Genomic DNA, 15,836 nt, shown 5'->3' on the forward strand with positions numbered 1-15,836 from the left:
CGCATCTTCGGCGGGTTCCAGCGGGTCCAGTTCATAGGCCTGGTATTCCAGCAGCTCTTCCTGATAATCGTCCATTACGTGTCCTTCCCCTGTCATTGAATCCAATGCCTGATGGCGCTGGCATCAGCATAAAGCTGCTTTATGAACAAAACATGAAGCAAAGGCTTCATGAATTAAACGTAGCACAGGGTCGGGAAATTACCGCGTGAAGTGTGACAGGGCGTAACACCCAGTCACGGGGACCTCAGGAAGCCGGAAGCGGCTGGATCGGCTCGCTCGGGGCCGGCAATGAACTGGACGGTGGTGGTGGCGGTGTCACGGTTTCCGTCGTCGGCGCAGACTCGAACGACTCAGGCGCAATCGGCGCTGGCTCGCTCGGCGGTACGACGGGCTCCGACACCGCAGGGGCGGTTTCGACGGGGGCCGGCGCGGCCTCGTTTACCGGCGCGGTTGCAGGTGCCGACGCAGGCGCTGCAACTGGAGCCGGAGCCGGAGCCGGCATCAAGGCGGCCGGTTCAGCCTTGGTTTCCGGGACACCCAGCTCGGTTTTTGGCTTATCGGCATTCTCAGCCTTCTCGGCAGCTTTCTTCGCTTCGGGGGGCAGGAACAGCTCCACCAAGGCAAAGAAACGCTCATAGAACTTGGCCGCCGACACGGTTTCGCTGGCGACCTTGACCATCGAATCGTCCGAAGAGCCGATCGGCATCGACACCGAACCCAGCACGCCCACACCCAGGCTGGCGGAGTTGTTGGTTTTCTTCAGGGCATAACGGTCCTGCAAGGCGTTGGCGAACATGGTCGCACGGTGTCCGGCACCGCCGTCCTCGGCACAGACCAGGTTGAAACTGATCTCCATATGGGTCTCGCCGGTCTGCTGGAAACTCTTGTGGCCACTGACGAGCTTCGGATCGCTGCTGGTGATGATGTAGCCCTGGCTGAGCAACGCCCGGCGCCCGGCCTCGCAGGTCGCCGCGTCGCTCACTGGATAAGTGCGCGAGAACGTGCCGGAATCGTCGAAGTTCTCGTGCTCGTAGATGGCGGCTTTCTTCGACGAGCAACCGGCTGCGGCGGCCAGCACCAATGCAAGCCCGACGGTGCGCATGTGAAATGATTTGAACATTGAACATCCTGAGAAAAACGGTCCGGGGCGTATTGTGCAACAGAACGCGACCTGGCAGCGTGGCTAATCTTGTTTCAATGGGGTTACAAGTCTACTGGGGGTTGTTTGCAGGAAAAAGACGCCAAGTCGGCAGATCGACGAACACCCACTTTTGGGCAACAGGCAGATACAAAAACCCTGGCATTTTGGCCTGATACCGTCACTTGAGCTGTTACCGAGACATGGATATACCCCACCCGCCCCGAAAAAAACCCAAAAAAACGGCGCTTCCCATTTCTGAAGAAGCGCCGTCTTTTCAAGTGAGCAGCATCACAGCCAGCTCTGGAGAAGCATCAAGCGATTAGAAACGCTTGATATCCGCCTGACTCTCCAACTGCTTGCGATAGGCCGCGAAGTCCTGCTGACCCACACGGGACGCAAGGTAGCGACGATATTCCGCTTTCTCTTCGTCAGTAGGTGCCGCCGCTTCGTTCACGCCATTTAGACGCACAACCACCAGGCTGCCGTCAGGCAAGGTCACACTGCTGAACGTCGGCTTGTCCTTGGACTCAGGCTTGGGCATGCGGAACAGTGCTTGCAGCACCGCCGGGTCGATGCCTTCCTGGTTGCGGGTGGCCGCCTCGATGGCTTTCCAGCCTTGGCCGTCAACCGGTTTGTCCAGTGCCGTCTTGCCGTCACGCAGGCTGGCGATCAGCTCGTCGGCGCGGGTCTTGGCCGCTGCGCTGGCGTGTTCCTTGGCCAATTGAGCACGAATGGGCCCGGCCACCTTGTCCAGCGGCAGTTGCTCTGGCTTGCGGTGCTCCTTGGCACGCAGTACCACGACGGTTTCCGGGTCCAGCTCGATGGCGGTGCTGTTGGCACCTTCATCCAGCACTTCCGGGCTGAACGCCGCAGTGACCACGGCGCGATTGGCCGCAATCCCTTCACCGCCTTCACGACCGAACGGGGCCGATGTGTGGACGGTCAGCTTCAAGTCCTGAGCCGGCTGCGCCAGGTCGGACGCTTCGAACGAGGCATCCTCCAGTTGCTTGGTCGCCTCCACGAAACGCTGCTCCACCTGCTGAGTCTTCAGCTCGCGAGTCAGCTTGTCCTTGAGACTGGCGAAGGTCGGCACTTCGGGCGCTTCGACACCCAGCAGCTTGATCAGGTGCAGACCGAAATCGGTGCGGACCGGTGCCGAGACCTGGTCCTTGCCCAAGGCGTACAAGGCCTTTTCGAATTCCGGATCGTAGACGCCTGGGCCGGCATAGCCGAGATCGCCGCCGTTGCTCGCCGACCCCGGGTCCTGGGAAAACTCCTTCGCCAGGGCTTCAAACGATTCGCCTTTGGCCAGGCGAGCCTGGATCTCTTCGATCTTCGCCTTGGCCTGGGCTTCGGTCACCTTGTCGTTCACTTCGATCAGGATGTGCGCAGCGCGACGCTGCTCGGACAGGTTGGCGATTTCTTTCTGATAGGCCGCTTGCAGGTCTTCGTCCTTGACGCTGACCTGATCGAAGAAAGAGGCTTTCTTCAGCTCGAGGTAATCGATGACCACCTGGTCAGGCGTCATGAATTCCTTGGCGTGTTGGTCGTAGTAAGCCTTGACCTCATCATCGGTCAGCTTCACCGACGCAGGATCGGCCTTGATGTTCAAGGTGGCGAAATCACGGGTCTGCTTTTCCAGGCGGGCGAATGCCAACACTTGGGCATCGGTGACAAAACCGCTGCCCGCCAGGCCGGCGCGCAACTGACCGATCAGCATTTCCTGGGCCAGCATCTGGCGGAATTGCATACGGCTGTAACCCAACTGGCGGATCACCTGATCGAAACGCTCGGGGCTGAATTTGCCATCGACCTGGAACTCAGGCGTTTGCAGGATGACTTGATCGAGCGCAGCTTCCGAGAAAGCGAATTTCGCATCGTGTGCGCCTTGCAGCAACAACTTGCGGTCGATCAGGCCCTTGAGCGCCGAATCGCGCAGCATTTTTTCGTCCAGCAGGGAGGCATCGAAATCCTTGCCCAGCTGTTGCATGAGCTGGCGACGTTGCATGTCGACCGCCTGGCTCAGCTCGTTCTGGCTGATATTTTCGCCGTTGACCTTGGCCGCGTCGTTACTGTTGGTAGTGGCTTTGAAAATGGCATCGAAACCGGTCAACGCCATCAATGCGACGATGACCCCGATGATGGTCTTGGCAATCCAGCCTTGTGAATTGTCCCTGATATTCTGCAGCATGCGTCCCCCAGAAACGGTTGAACTTCAAATTTAGGCAACCGTGGAGCGTGGGTAGAATCCGGATAGAAGAAAGGCGCATCCGAGGATGCGCCTTCTCGTAACTGGCGGAGCGGACCGGGCTCGAACCTGCAAGCCCTGGCGTCACAAACCGGTAGCAACCGGTCGCATTACCGCTCCGCTGCCAAGCCAGGCATGACCCCGACCCGGATAAACTCAACGAAACCTTAGTTAACGGCTTCTTTCAGTGCTTTACCAGCTTTGAAACCTGGCTTCTTGGCAGCAGGAATCTCCAGCGTCTTGCCGGTCTGCGGGTTGCGACCGGTACGAGCTGGGCGATCAGTCACGGAGAAGGTGCCGAAACCAACCAGAACAACGGAGTCGCCAGCCTTGAGAGCGCCAGTGACGGATTCGATTACAGCGTCCAGCGCACGGCCAGCAGCAGCTTTCGGGATATCAGCGGATGCAGCGATAGCATCAATCAGTTCCGACTTGTTCACTCTAAGTCCCCTTATATCTATTTGAGATGATTCTAAGTTTTTTTTGGTGAAAGCAAAAACGAGTGCTGAATGGCCTGCAGACACTTAAGAGCCGCTTTATAACAAGGGCTCTAAAAAACTGTCAAGGAAGGCCCCCCAGGCAAATGCGTGTTAATGCGTGCTAATTCTTTCCTTAGAGTCAGACTCCCGCTTTTCTTCCTTCGCGACAATCTCCGGAGCCACATCCGGCAAGGGCTCCGGCGCGTATTGCAGCGCAATTTGCAGGACCTCGTCAATCCATTTAACCGGTTTGATCTGAAGATCTTGCTTAATGTTGTCAGGAATTTCCTTCAGATCGCGGACATTCTCTTCGGGAATGATCACGATCTTGATCCCGCCACGGTGCGCCGCCAGCAGTTTTTCCTTCAGGCCACCAATCGCCAGAACCTGGCCGCGCAGCGTGATTTCACCCGTCATGGCGACGTCGGCGCGCACCGGGATGCCGGTCAATGCCGAGACCAGGGCCGTGCACATGCCTACGCCGGCGCTTGGGCCGTCCTTGGGCGTAGCCCCTTCAGGCATGTGGATGTGGGTGTCGCGCTTCTCATGGAAGTCCAGGGGAATGCCCAGGCTTCGGGCACGACTGCGCACCACCGTCAGCGCCGCGGTGATCGACTCGACCATCACGTCGCCCAGGGAACCGGTCTTGATCAGTTGCCCCTTGCCCGGTACCACGGCCGCTTCGATGGTCAGCAACTCGCCACCGACCTGAGTCCACGCCAGGCCAGTCACCTGGCCGATCTGGTCCTGCTGCTCGGCCAGGCCGTAGCGGAACTTGCGCACACCCAGGAAGTGCTCCAGCAGGTCCGCAGTGACCTTGACCGCGAAACGTTTTTCCAGCGCATGTTCCTTGACCGCCTTGCGGCAGACCTTGGCAATCTGCCGCTCCAGGCCACGCACGCCGGCTTCGCGGGTGTAGTAGCGGATGATGTCGCGAATCGCTTCCTCGTCGAATTCCAGCTCGCCCTTTTTCAGGCCATTGGCCTGGATCTGCTTGGGCGAAAGGTACTTCACGGCGATGTTGATCTTCTCGTCCTCGGTGTAGCCCGGTAGACGGATCACCTCCATCCGGTCCAGCAATGCCGGCGGAATGTTCATGGAGTTGGAGGTGCAGAGGAACATCACGTCCGACAGGTCGTAGTCGACCTCGAGGTAGTGATCGTTGAAGTTGTGATTCTGCTCAGGATCGAGCACTTCGAGCAACGCAGAGGCGGGATCGCCGCGCATATCGCTGCCCATCTTGTCGATTTCGTCCAAAAGGAACAGCGGGTTGCGCACGCCGACCTTTGTCATTTTTTGAATCAATCTTCCTGGCATCGAACCGATGTAGGTCCGGCGATGACCACGAATTTCCGCCTCGTCGCGCACGCCACCCAGGGCCATGCGTACGAATTTGCGGTTGGTCGCGTGGGCAATCGACTCCGCGAGGGAGGTTTTACCGACCCCGGGAGGGCCGACCAGGCACAGGACCGGGCCGCGAATCTTTTTCACGCGCTTCTGTACGGCGAGATACTCAAGGATGCGTTCCTTGACCTCTTCCAGACCGTAATGATCGGCGTCGAGGATGTCTTCGGCGCGCGCCAGGTCCAGACGCACCTTGCTCTGGGCTTTCCACGGCACCTGGACCAGCCAGTCGATGTAGGAACGCACCACGGTGGCTTCGGCAGACATCGGCGACATTTGCTTGAGCTTGTTCAACTCGGCCTGAGCCTTGGCCAAGGCATCCTTGGGCAAGCCGGCGGCATCGATGCGCTTTTTCAGCTCTTCGATTTCGTTGTGACCTTCGTCGCCATCGCCCAGCTCTTTCTGAATGGCCTTCATCTGCTCATTCAGGTAGTACTCGCGCTGGCTGCGCTCCATCTGCTTCTTGACGCGACCGCGAATGCGTTTCTCGACCTGCAACAGATCGATCTCGCCGTCGAGCAATGCCAACACGTGCTCGACACGGGCCGACAGGTCGATGATCTCGAGAATTTCCTGCTTTTGCTCGATCTTGAGGGCCATGTGGGCCGCCATCGTATCGACCAGCCGCCCAGGCTCGTCGATGCTGTTGAGCGACGACAGGACCTCTGCAGGCACCTTCTTGCCCAGTTGCACGTATTGTTCGAACTGTGACAGCAGGCTGCGGACAAACACCTCTGATTCACGCTCGGGCGCATCGACTTCTTCGATCAGCGACACCTCGGCACGGCAATGACCGTCCACCTCGCTGAAACGTTCGACAGTCCCGCGCTGCTCGCCTTCGACCAGGACCTTGACGGTACCGTCGGGCAACTTGAGCAATTGCAGAACCGTTGCAATCGTACCTACGCGATACAGTGCGTCTTCGCCGGGATCATCGTCGGCTGGATTTCTCTGAGCCAGCAGAAGAATCTGCTTGTCGCCCGTCATCGCAGCCTCGAGGGCTTCGATGGACTTCTCGCGCCCCACGAACAGCGGGATAACCATGTGCGGATACACCACGACATCGCGCAATGGCAGGAGAGGCAATTCGATGGTTGTCTTCATGATTTCGCCTCTACGGCGGCCCTAGGGCCGGAAACAGATGGAAGTAAGCTTGAAACCAAGATGGGGGCAGCCTTGAAAAAAAACAAGCGCTAAGACACGTCTAAAACGCGCTAAAAGCAAAGGGGCCCGAAGGCCCCTTCTTTGTTCCGGCAGCGGAACGCTTACGCGTCCGGTGCGGCCTTGGCAGTCTTCTCACTGTTTTCGTAGATATACAATGGTTTGGACTTGCCTTCTATAACGCTTTCATCGATCACGACTTTACTCACCTCGGACTGCGAGGGGATCTCATACATCGTGTCGAGCAATACGCCTTCGAGAATCGAGCGCAGCCCACGGGCACCGGTCTTACGCTCCAGGGCACGTTTGGCGACCGATTTCAGCGCGTCGGAACGGAATTCCAGGTCTACACCTTCCATTTCGAACAGCTTGGCATACTGCTTGGTCAGGGCGTTTTTCGGCTCGGTCAGAATCTGCATCAACGCCGCTTCATCCAACTCATCCAACGTCGCCAGGACGGGCAGACGACCGACGAATTCTGGGATCAGACCGAACTTGACCAAATCGTCAGGTTCGACTTCACGCAGGGACTCACCGACCTTCTTGCCCTCTTCCTTGCTGCGTACTTCGGCATTGAAGCCGATACCACCACGGGTGGAACGGTTTTGAATAACCTTTTCCAGGCCGGAGAACGCACCACCGCAGATGAACAGGATGTTACGGGTGTCGACCTGCAGGAATTCCTGCTGCGGATGCTTGCGACCACCTTGGGGTGGAACGGAAGCGACCGTGCCTTCGATCAACTTGAGCAAGGCCTGCTGCACGCCCTCACCGGAAACATCCCGGGTGATGGACGGGTTGTCGGACTTGCGGGAAATCTTGTCGATTTCATCGATGTAGACAATACCCATCTGGGCTTTTTCCACATCGTAGTCGCACTTCTGCAACAACTTCTGAATGATGTTCTCGACGTCTTCACCTACATAACCCGCCTCGGTGAGGGTGGTTGCGTCGGCGATGGTGAACGGAACGTTCAGCAAACGAGCCAGGGTTTCGGCAAGCAGGGTCTTACCCGAGCCTGTCGGGCCGATCAGCAGGATGTTGCTCTTGCCGAGTTCGACCTCGTCATTCTTTTTGTCACGCTGGTTCAGGCGCTTGTAGTGGTTGTACACCGCTACGGCCAGTACCTTTTTCGCACGCTCCTGACCAATCACATACTGATCAAGGATGCCGCTGATTTCTTTAGGCGAAGGCAATTTATGCGCGCTGCTCTCGGCCTGGGCTTCCTGCACCTCCTCGCGGATGATGTCATTGCACAGGTCGACGCACTCGTCGCAAATGAAGACCGAGGGGCCGGCAATCAATTTGCGCACTTCATGCTGGCTTTTGCCACAGAAGGAGCAATAAAGCAGTTTGCCGTTGTCCTCGCCGTTGCGGGTGTCAGTCATTCGATCGATCCAAATCCGATAGGCTTGCAACACAAGATGAAGGCAATTGCGGGCTTTTTCAAGCCCGCCGGCGGCCGGTCATCCCAACCACCTGCATTTTGAGCGGCTTAGGCAGGCATTTGACGCTTGTTGATCACAGAGTCGATCAGGCCGTATTCGGCTGCACGCTCGGCGCTCATGAAGTTGTCACGCTCGGTATCGCGCTCAATGGTTTCGAGGCTCTGGCCGGTGTGATGGGCCAGCAACGAGTTCAGGCGCGAACGAATGTGGAGGATTTCCTTGGCATGGATGTCGATATCCGACGCCTGGCCCTGGAAGCCGCCCAATGGCTGGTGAATCATCATCCGCGAGTTAGGCAGGCAGTGACGCTTGCCCGCTGCGCCGCCGGCGAGCAGGAAGGCACCCATGCTGCAGGCCTGACCGATGCAGATGGTGGAGACGTCTGGCTTGATGAACTGCATGGTGTCGTAGATCGACATGCCCGCAGTCACCGAACCGCCCGGTGAGTTGATGTACAGATGGATATCCTTGTCCGGGTTTTCCGCTTCAAGGAACAACAGCTGCGCCGCGACCAGGTTGGCCATGTAGTCTTCAACGGGGCCGATCAGGAAGATGACGCGTTCCTTGAGCAGACGCGAGTAGATGTCATAGGCACGTTCGCCGCGGGCGGACTGCTCGATAACCATCGGGACCAGGCCGCCTGCGGCCTGGATGTCAGAGCTCTGCTGATAAAAAGAATTGCGGGACATGTCTCGCAGTCACTCCCAAATAGTTATGTCTTGAATACGCATAAGCCAGCACGAAGGCTGGCTTATGGGTGTTTATTTCTTACCGCAGAACCATCAATCGGCTTGTGGAGCTTCCACCGGCTTGACCGCTTCTTCGTAAGAGACCGCTTTATCGGTCACGCTAGCTTTCTGCAGAACAGTATCCACAACTTGTTCTTCCAGCACAACCGAACGGACTTCGTTCAGTTGCTGGTCGTTCTTGTAGTACCAGGACACGACTTGCTCAGGCTCTTGATAGGCCGAGGCCATTTCCTGGATCAGCTCACGAACGCGGGCTTCGTCAGGCTTGAGCTCGAACTGCTTGACCACTTCGGCAACGATCAGGCCCAGCACGACGCGGCGCTTGGCCTGCTCTTCGAACAGCTCCGCCGGCAGTTGGTCCGGCTTGATGTTGCCGCCGAACTGCTGAACAGCCTGCACCCGCAGACGGTTCACTTCGTTGTCCAGCAGGGCCTTTGGCACTTCGATCGGGTTGGAGGCCAGCAGACCGTCCATGACCTGGTTCTTGACCTTGGACTTGATGGCCTGGCGCAGCTCGCGCTCCATGTTCTTGCGAACTTCGGCGCGGAAACCTTCCAGACCGGTTTCCTTGATGCCGAACTGGGCGAAGAACTCTTCGTTCAGCTCAGGCAGCTTCGGCTCGGAAACGCTGTTGACGATCACGGTGAACTCGGCGGCTTTGCCAGCCAGGTCCAGGTTCTGGTAATCCTCGGGGAAGGTCACGTTCAGAACGCGCTCTTCACCGGCCTTGGCGCCAACCAGGCCGTCTTCGAAACCAGGAATCATGCGACCGGAGCCCAGCACCAGCTGGGTGGCCTTGGCGGAACCACCCGCGAACTCTTCTCCGTCGACCTTGCCGACGAAGTCGATGTTCAGTTGGTCTTCGTTCTGGGCAGCACGCTCGGTCACTTCGAAACGGGTGTTCTGCTTGCGCAGGATGTCCAGCATCTTGTCCAGGTCGGCATCCGACACGTCAGCGCTCAGGCGCTCGACAGCGATGGACTCGAAACCGGCAACCGTGAACTCCGGGAACACTTCGAACGTGGCGACGAATTCCAGGTCCTTGCCTTTTTCCAGCACTTTAGGCTCGACGGACGGCGCACCGGCGGGGTTCAGCTTCTGCTCGACGACCGCTTCGTAGAACGAAGACTGGATCACGTCGCCCACGGCTTCCTGACGCGCATCAGCTTCGTAACGCTGACGGATCACGCTCATTGGCACTTTGCCTGGGCGGAAACCTGGGATTTTGGCCTTTTGGGCAGTCTGCTGCAGACGCTTGTTGACCTGAGTCTCGATGCGCTCAGCCGGCACGGTGATGCTCATGCGGCGCTCAAGAGCAGAAGTATTTTCAACAGAAACTTGCATGGATATTCCTCGTTGCACAGACGTTGGCCGGGCGTTTCCGACCCCAGAATCAAGGGCATGCATTCTAGTAGGTCAAACTCAAGAAGTCACCCTACTGAAAACGCGCTGGAAACAGGCGCCGGATTTAGGCTGGGGCAAACAGTCATGCCCCAGCCGGATTGCAAATACAGTCGATTCAGTCCAAGGCTCTGCGCCAGCGCTTCTATATATAGAAGCGACTTGTCCGGTCGCACAGTGCCCCGCCCCCACAAGGAGACCAACGGGCATACCGTGCATCATCACGAAACACATTCGCGACAAGCCGACCACTGCGCACAACCGCAAAAACAGCAACGACGCCAAACACAGAACCACCAAAAACAAAAACGGCGCAGCCCCTTTCAGGTACTGCGCCGTTTTCTGCTATTTAAATAGCCACTTGTATGGTGCGGACGGAGAGACTCGAACTCTCACACCTTGCGGCGCTGGAACCTAAATCCAGTGTGTCTACCAATTCCACCACATCCGCGTATCAAGCTTTTAAAGCAAAGGCGCCAGATTGTTAGATCTGGCGCCTTTCTAGAATATGGGGTGGACGATGGGGATCGAACCCACGACAACGGGAGTCACAATCCCGTGCTCTACCAACTGAGCTACGCCCACCATATTGCCTTGTTGCCTTACTTGTGCCAAAGCTGCCTAATTGGCGCACCCGGCAGGACTCGAACCTGCGACCATCCGCTTAGAAGGCGGATGCTCTATCCAGCTGAGCTACGGGCGCCTTTTTAATCTGTATTCTTGGACGATTACAAACTAAGTGCTTTCAGTTTTGCCGAGTTGAAACAACCAACTCCGCTCCACCTTCTTAACCAGTGCTAGGCTGTGCCCGACAAGTGCGACGAATGTTATAGACGGCCTGATAGGTCGTCAACTCTTTTTTAAAAAAAATTCATTTAATTAAAGGGGTTAGGGGAATTTGCAGACCAAGCGCCTTTGCCCTCACGCCCCGGCATGCGAGAATGCGTTCTCTTTTTTTCCCCTCTCGATGGTTAACCACGCGCAATGACTGCACAACTTATCGACGGCAAATCGATCGCCGCCAGCCTGCGCCAGCAGATCGCCCAACGAGTCACCGAGCGCCGCCAGCAAGGTCTGCGCACGCCCGGCCTTGCGGTGATCCTGGTCGGCAGCGATCCTGCCTCTCAGGTTTATGTCTCGCACAAGCGTAAAGACTGTGAAGAGGTCGGCTTCCTTTCCCAGGCCTACGACCTGCCTTCCGAAACCACCCAGCAAGCGTTGGCCGATCTGATCGACCGCCTGAACGACGACCCGAACATCGACGGTGTTCTACTCCAGTTGCCGCTGCCTGAACACCTCGACGCCTCCAAACTGCTGGAGCGTATCCGCCCGGACAAAGATGTCGACGGTTTCCATCCTTATAATGTCGGCCGCCTGGCCCAACGCATCCCACTGCTTCGTCCCTGCACCCCCAAAGGCATCATGACCCTGCTGGAAAGCACTGGCGTGGACCTGTATGGCCTCGATGCCGTGGTGGTGGGGGCGTCCAACATCGTCGGCCGTCCGATGGCCATGGAGTTGCTGCTGGCCGGCTGCACCGTGACCGTGACCCATCGCTTCACCAAGGACCTGGCCGGCCATGTCGGCCGTGCCGACCTGGTGGTGGTGGCCGCCGGCAAACCCGGGCTGGTGAAGGGCGAGTGGATCAAGGAAGGCGCCATCGTCATCGACGTGGGCATCAATCGACAGGAAGACGGCAAGCTGGTGGGCGACGTGGTCTACGAGACCGCCCTGCCCCGTGCTGGCTGGATCACCCCGGTACCCGGCGGCGTAGGCCCGATGACCCGTGCCTGCCTGCTGGAAAACACGTTGTACGCGGCCGAGACCCTGCATAGCTGATCGACGCGCCAACAAAGACCTGTGGGAGCGAGCTTGCTCGCGATGGCGGTGGACCGGCCAACATCCAAGTTGACTGACACACTGCCACCGCGAGCCAGCTCGCTCCCACAGGCGTTTCCGGGCCCGGACTCAGCCGCCAGGTATGTCGGTCGCGCAAACTACAAAATTTTCAGATTCGATTCGCCAGAATCGCCCTTCATTAAACTTTATTTATTCACAAGCCTTGGCGTTACAGGCATATAGCGCTGCTATCGCCCATACTCCTAAAATGCGACGTTTTCTTTAAAAGTCGTTGCTCAACGGCACCTTCAACTCCATCGAGTCTACTCGCGTGAAAATCCGTCTTTCGATCATCAGCCTGTTCATCGCTTTCACAGGCCCCTTCATCACGCACAATGCCGTTGCACAGGAAACCACCGCGGCCCCTCGGGATTCAGCCAAGCTGCAAGTGGCCTCGGGCAGCGCGATGCTGTTGGACCTGCAGACGGATAAAGTCGTCTATTCGAGCAACCCGGACGTGGTGGTGCCCATCGCGTCGGTGACCAAGTTGATGACCGGCCTGATTGTGCTGGACGCCAAACAGAACCTGGATGAATACATTTCCATCACTATTGCCAACACTCCAGAGATGAAGGGCGTGTTTTCCCGGGTCAAGCTCAACAGCGAACTGTCGCGCCGGGACGTACTGCTGATCGCCCTGATGTCTTCGGAAAACCGCGCCGCCGCCAGCCTCGCCCACCACTATCCGGGCGGCTATGCGGCATTCATTGCCGCCATGAACGCCAAGGCCAAGGCACTGGGCATGACCAGCACCCATTACGTCGAACCCACAGGCCTGTCGATCAACAACGTCTCCACCGCCCGGGACCTGACCAAGCTGTTGATCGCCGCTCGCAAGTACCCACTGCTGAGCGAACTGAGTACGACCAAGGAAAAAACCGTTACCTTCCGCAAGCCTGTGTACAGCCTGGGATTTCGCAACACCGACCACCTGGTCCACAAGGCCAACTGGGATATCCAGTTGACCAAGACCGGCTTCACCAACCAGGCCGGTCACTGCCTGGTGCTGGTGACGAAAATGGGCAATCGCCCGATGGCGCTGGTGATCCTCGACGCCTTTGGCAAATACACGCACTTCGCCGATGCCAGCCGGATTCGTAGCTGGGTGGAAACCGGAAAAAGCGCCGCCGTGCCCGCCGTGGCCCTGCAATACAAGGCCGCCAAGAATCTCAAGAGCCGCCAGAGTGGCGTGGTGGAAGCCTCCAAATAACCCAACGGCACAAAACTGTGGGAGCAAAGCCTGCTCGCGATAGGGATAAGCCAGTCGACAATGCCGCTGACTGGTCTGCCACCATCGCGAGCAAGCTTTGCTCCCACAGGTTATTTATGGCTTCAAGTCACCCAGCGGATCATAGGGCTTGGGCTTGCGCTCATTCTCCTTGTCCAGGGGCGCCTTGGCCGGCCCTACCGGGTCGACCTGAGGATCTTCAAGGTCCGGCGAGTCCGGATCGAATCCCAGGTCATCAGCGCTGGAATGCTCTGATGAATGTGGCCCCGTAGGTGTTTTCGACTGTGCCATGCGTGCCTCCTCCAATCACGGTCGGAAAAATCCCCAACCCTGACGATAAGAGCCTCAAGCCCGCCGGGTCGTGCCCGACAAGTGACGAACGGGGCAATCGATCAATGCGCAGCGCCCAGGGCCTTGGTGGCCCGCGCCGCGGCTTGCTCCTGCCCTGCCCCACCCAGATCAGCCGCTGCTTTCAGCCAACGCTGCGCGTCGACATTGGCGGGAAGCTGCGTGGGTCGCTGGACCAGCACCGCCCAGCCGCCCGCGCTCTGGAAGGCCGACTCGAAGGCACTGAAGCTCATCAACTGCCGCCGGTTCATGCCTGCACGCAGCAACACCGTCTGCTTCTGGCGGTTGTAGCCGGCGAGAATCCCATACCGAGGCGCGGCCCAGAACGCCGAACCGTCGATATAGCGCACCAGCACCGGATAGCCCGCCGCGACCTGCTCCAACAGCGCAGACAGCTTGGCGTCCAGGGGATACACCAGCAACCCGTACTCCCGCGCCAGGGTGGGCATATTCTGCTGCAAACCGGCTTCGCCACCGGGCAGGTGCAATGGTTTTTCCAGCAGCCCCGGGGTGATGACAGTGCCTTGCAACGTCAGCAAGGCGGCCAGGGACTGCGGAGCCCCCTGGTACATTTCGCCACGGTAGAACGGCACGCTATTGAGCTCCACCCGCTCGGGCAGGCGCTGGATTTGCGGCGATACGCTGCCCGCGCAACCCGCCAGGGCGACGAGGCAGGACACCGCCAGTACCAGTGATCGAAACGATGGAATGACCGGCGACATGACGACTCTCTTGTTCAGGCACCCGGCATCCGGGCCGGGCTTGGGTCGACGATCATAAGGTGCGCACAGCCCTGGGTATAGCCATAAGCATCGTTTTACAGCGGCAATAGAACGAACCGATCCGAACCCCAGCGCCATGGATCGATTAGCTGCAACACTTGAGCGACTAGACTGTCCATTGTACTGGGTACGATATCCCGAACCGGGGATAGAAGGAGGCACAAATGAGCCTGACGACGACAATCCTGATGCTGATATTCGGCTGGCTGAGCGTAGCCACGGCCATGCTGTGGGGAGTGCTTCGAATCGCTCGGCGCCATCATCATGCGCCACCTGCGCCATCGGAAAAATCTGCCAGACCTGCCCGGCGCCACGCCGCCGCACACTGACCTTTCACGTTCAAACCCATAGCGCTCAAATAAAAAAGCCACCCGGGCCTGGCCCCGGGTGGCTTCTGCCTGCCTGGAATCAGGCGTTGTTGGCCAGTGCCTTTTCCTTGGCCCGACGGGACAACATATTCAACACCTCGATCGCCGCCGAGAACGCCATGGCCGCATAGATATAGCCTTTCGGTACATGGGCACCGAAGCCTTCGGCGATCAGCGTCATGCCGATCATGATCAGGAAGCCCAGGGCCAGCATGACCACGGTCGGGTTGTCATTGATGAACTTGGCGAGCGGCTCAGCCGCCAACAGCATCACCAGCACCGATACAACGACGGCGATGATCATGATCGGCAGATGCTCGGTCATGCCCACGGCGGTGATGATGCTGTCGATGGAGAACACCAGGTCCAACATCAGGATCTGACCGATGGCCGCGGCAAAGCCCAGGGTCACGCCGGACGTCTGCGACTTGGGATCATTTGGCGCCGGGTCCATGCTGTGGTGGATTTCAGTGGTCGCTTTCCACAGCAGGAACAGGCCACCGGCGATCAGGATCATGTCTTTCCAGGAGAACGCCTGGCCCAGGATTTCGATGACCGGTTCGGTCAACTGCACAATGAAGGCAATGGTGCTCAACAAGCCCAGGCGCAGGATCAGCGCCATGCCGATACCAATCCGCCGTGCCTTGGCACGATGCTGTACGGGCAGCTTGTTGGTCAGAATCGAAATGAAGATCAGGTTATCGATGCCTAGCACGATTTCCATCACGACCAGAGTCGCCAGGGCAATCCACGCGGTGGGGCTGGCGGCGAGCTGTAAAAGATAATCCATGGGTCAGTCCTGACTGATGTGACGCGTTAGATGGTTTTGGTAGGGGTTTGTGTTTCGTCAGCTTCGTCCGCCGGCGCTTTCTTCGGGCTGATCAAGCCACCGGTGGCTTCGCTGATCGCCTGTTCGGCGGCCTTGTGGGTGTCGTCGATGGCCTGCTTGGCGGTTTCCGCTGCCTGTCCCATCAGTTGCTGGGCACTTTTTTCAGCCTGTTCACAACCCGCCAGTGTCGTTACGGACATCACCAACAGGGCTGCCAGCCCCAGGGATTTGTATGTCATGGAATCAATGCCTCTTGGGAGAATGAAAGGAGCACGAAAGTGACCCACCCATGGCGACGCATTCTAGAGACGCGAATACTTCAGGAAAATTCGTATTTTCAGCGGTTATACT

Annotated in this window: 14 protein-coding genes and 3 tRNA genes; 3 read left to right on the plus strand and 14 right to left on the minus strand. The window is 58.2% G+C overall.

The genetic code is table 11. From position 1 onward, the window contains the following. Positions 1 to 244: 244 nt before the first annotated feature. The 10 genes from BLU85_RS02210 to BLU85_RS02260 all read right to left on the minus strand — a co-directional run bounded on the left by BLU85_RS02210 (position 245) and on the right by BLU85_RS02260 (position 10,734). Complete coding sequence (locus BLU85_RS02210) at positions 245 to 1,120, minus strand: DUF2242 domain-containing protein (RefSeq protein ID WP_092197220.1); 876 nt, start codon at positions 1,118 to 1,120, stop codon at positions 245 to 247. A gap of 340 nt (positions 1,121 to 1,460) precedes the next feature. Continuing rightward, complete coding sequence (locus BLU85_RS02215) at positions 1,461 to 3,332, minus strand: SurA N-terminal domain-containing protein (RefSeq protein WP_092197222.1); 1,872 nt, start codon at positions 3,330 to 3,332, stop codon at positions 1,461 to 1,463. 224 nt (positions 3,333 to 3,556) lie between these two features. Further along, the gene (locus BLU85_RS02225; RefSeq protein WP_003183171.1) at positions 3,557 to 3,829 is read right to left on the minus strand and encodes an HU family DNA-binding protein; all 273 of its coding nucleotides are present in this window, start codon (positions 3,827 to 3,829) and stop codon (positions 3,557 to 3,559) included. A gap of 150 nt (positions 3,830 to 3,979) precedes the next feature. Continuing rightward, positions 3,980 to 6,376: an endopeptidase La gene (lon, locus tag BLU85_RS02230; RefSeq protein WP_014339302.1), complete on the minus strand. Its 2,397-nt coding sequence runs from the start codon at positions 6,374 to 6,376 to the stop codon at positions 3,980 to 3,982. Positions 6,377 to 6,537: 161 nt separating this feature from the next. After that, the gene (gene clpX, locus BLU85_RS02235; RefSeq protein WP_092197225.1) at positions 6,538 to 7,821 is read right to left on the minus strand and encodes an ATP-dependent Clp protease ATP-binding subunit ClpX; all 1,284 of its coding nucleotides are present in this window, start codon (positions 7,819 to 7,821) and stop codon (positions 6,538 to 6,540) included. Positions 7,822 to 7,928: 107 nt separating this feature from the next. Beyond that, entirely contained in the window at positions 7,929 to 8,570 is a 642-nt protein-coding gene (clpP, locus tag BLU85_RS02240) for an ATP-dependent Clp endopeptidase proteolytic subunit ClpP (protein WP_003183177.1), read from the minus strand. Positions 8,571 to 8,663: 93 nt separating this feature from the next. Then, positions 8,664 to 9,974 (minus strand): trigger factor, encoded by a 1,311-nt coding sequence (tig, locus tag BLU85_RS02245; RefSeq protein ID WP_092197228.1) that lies wholly within the window; start codon positions 9,972 to 9,974, stop codon positions 8,664 to 8,666. Positions 9,975 to 10,397: 423 nt separating this feature from the next. Beyond that, positions 10,398 to 10,482, minus strand: a tRNA-Leu gene (locus tag BLU85_RS02250). 58 nt (positions 10,483 to 10,540) lie between these two features. Continuing rightward, positions 10,541 to 10,616 (minus strand) — tRNA-His (locus BLU85_RS02255). Positions 10,617 to 10,657: 41 nt separating this feature from the next. Then, a tRNA-Arg gene (locus BLU85_RS02260) sits at positions 10,658 to 10,734 on the minus strand. A gap of 281 nt (positions 10,735 to 11,015) precedes the next feature. On the opposite strand from BLU85_RS02260, the gene folD reads away from it, so the two are divergent. Then, entirely contained in the window at positions 11,016 to 11,870 is an 855-nt protein-coding gene (gene folD, locus BLU85_RS02265) for a bifunctional methylenetetrahydrofolate dehydrogenase/methenyltetrahydrofolate cyclohydrolase FolD (RefSeq protein ID WP_003199858.1), read from the plus strand. Between the two features lie 331 nt (positions 11,871 to 12,201). Next, entirely contained in the window at positions 12,202 to 13,140 is a 939-nt protein-coding gene (gene pbpG, locus BLU85_RS02270; RefSeq protein ID WP_092197231.1) for a D-alanyl-D-alanine endopeptidase, read from the plus strand. 114 nt (positions 13,141 to 13,254) lie between these two features. On the opposite strand, the gene BLU85_RS02275 is transcribed toward pbpG, so the two are convergent. Together BLU85_RS02275 and BLU85_RS02280 are read right to left on the minus strand one after the other, a co-directional pair. Further along, positions 13,255 to 13,449 (minus strand): DUF6021 family protein, encoded by a 195-nt coding sequence (locus BLU85_RS02275; RefSeq protein ID WP_092197234.1) that lies wholly within the window; start codon positions 13,447 to 13,449, stop codon positions 13,255 to 13,257. Positions 13,450 to 13,550: 101 nt separating this feature from the next. Continuing rightward, on the minus strand, positions 13,551 to 14,228 hold the full coding sequence (locus BLU85_RS02280; RefSeq protein ID WP_092197237.1) for a hypothetical protein: 678 nt from the start codon (positions 14,226 to 14,228) through the stop codon (positions 13,551 to 13,553). A 224-nt stretch (positions 14,229 to 14,452) separates the two neighbouring features. Between BLU85_RS02280 and BLU85_RS31060 the strand changes: the two genes are divergently transcribed. After that, complete coding sequence (locus BLU85_RS31060) at positions 14,453 to 14,617, plus strand: hypothetical protein (RefSeq protein WP_170847540.1); 165 nt, start codon at positions 14,453 to 14,455, stop codon at positions 14,615 to 14,617. A gap of 79 nt (positions 14,618 to 14,696) precedes the next feature. Here BLU85_RS31060 and BLU85_RS02285 read toward each other — a convergent pair whose 3' ends face one another. Together BLU85_RS02285 and BLU85_RS02290 are read right to left on the minus strand one after the other, a co-directional pair. Then, positions 14,697 to 15,446, minus strand: coding sequence for a TerC family protein (locus BLU85_RS02285; RefSeq protein WP_092197240.1), 750 nt, complete (start codon positions 15,444 to 15,446; stop codon positions 14,697 to 14,699). Between the two features lie 26 nt (positions 15,447 to 15,472). Next, on the minus strand, positions 15,473 to 15,724 hold the full coding sequence (locus BLU85_RS02290; RefSeq protein ID WP_092197243.1) for a hypothetical protein: 252 nt from the start codon (positions 15,722 to 15,724) through the stop codon (positions 15,473 to 15,475). Between the last annotated feature and the right edge of the window lie 112 nt (positions 15,725 to 15,836).

The sequence above is a fragment of the Pseudomonas sp. NFACC14 genome (assembly GCF_900106885.1).
In the GTDB taxonomy this organism is placed as follows: Bacteria; Pseudomonadota; Gammaproteobacteria; order Pseudomonadales; family Pseudomonadaceae; genus Aquipseudomonas; species Aquipseudomonas fluorescens_AA.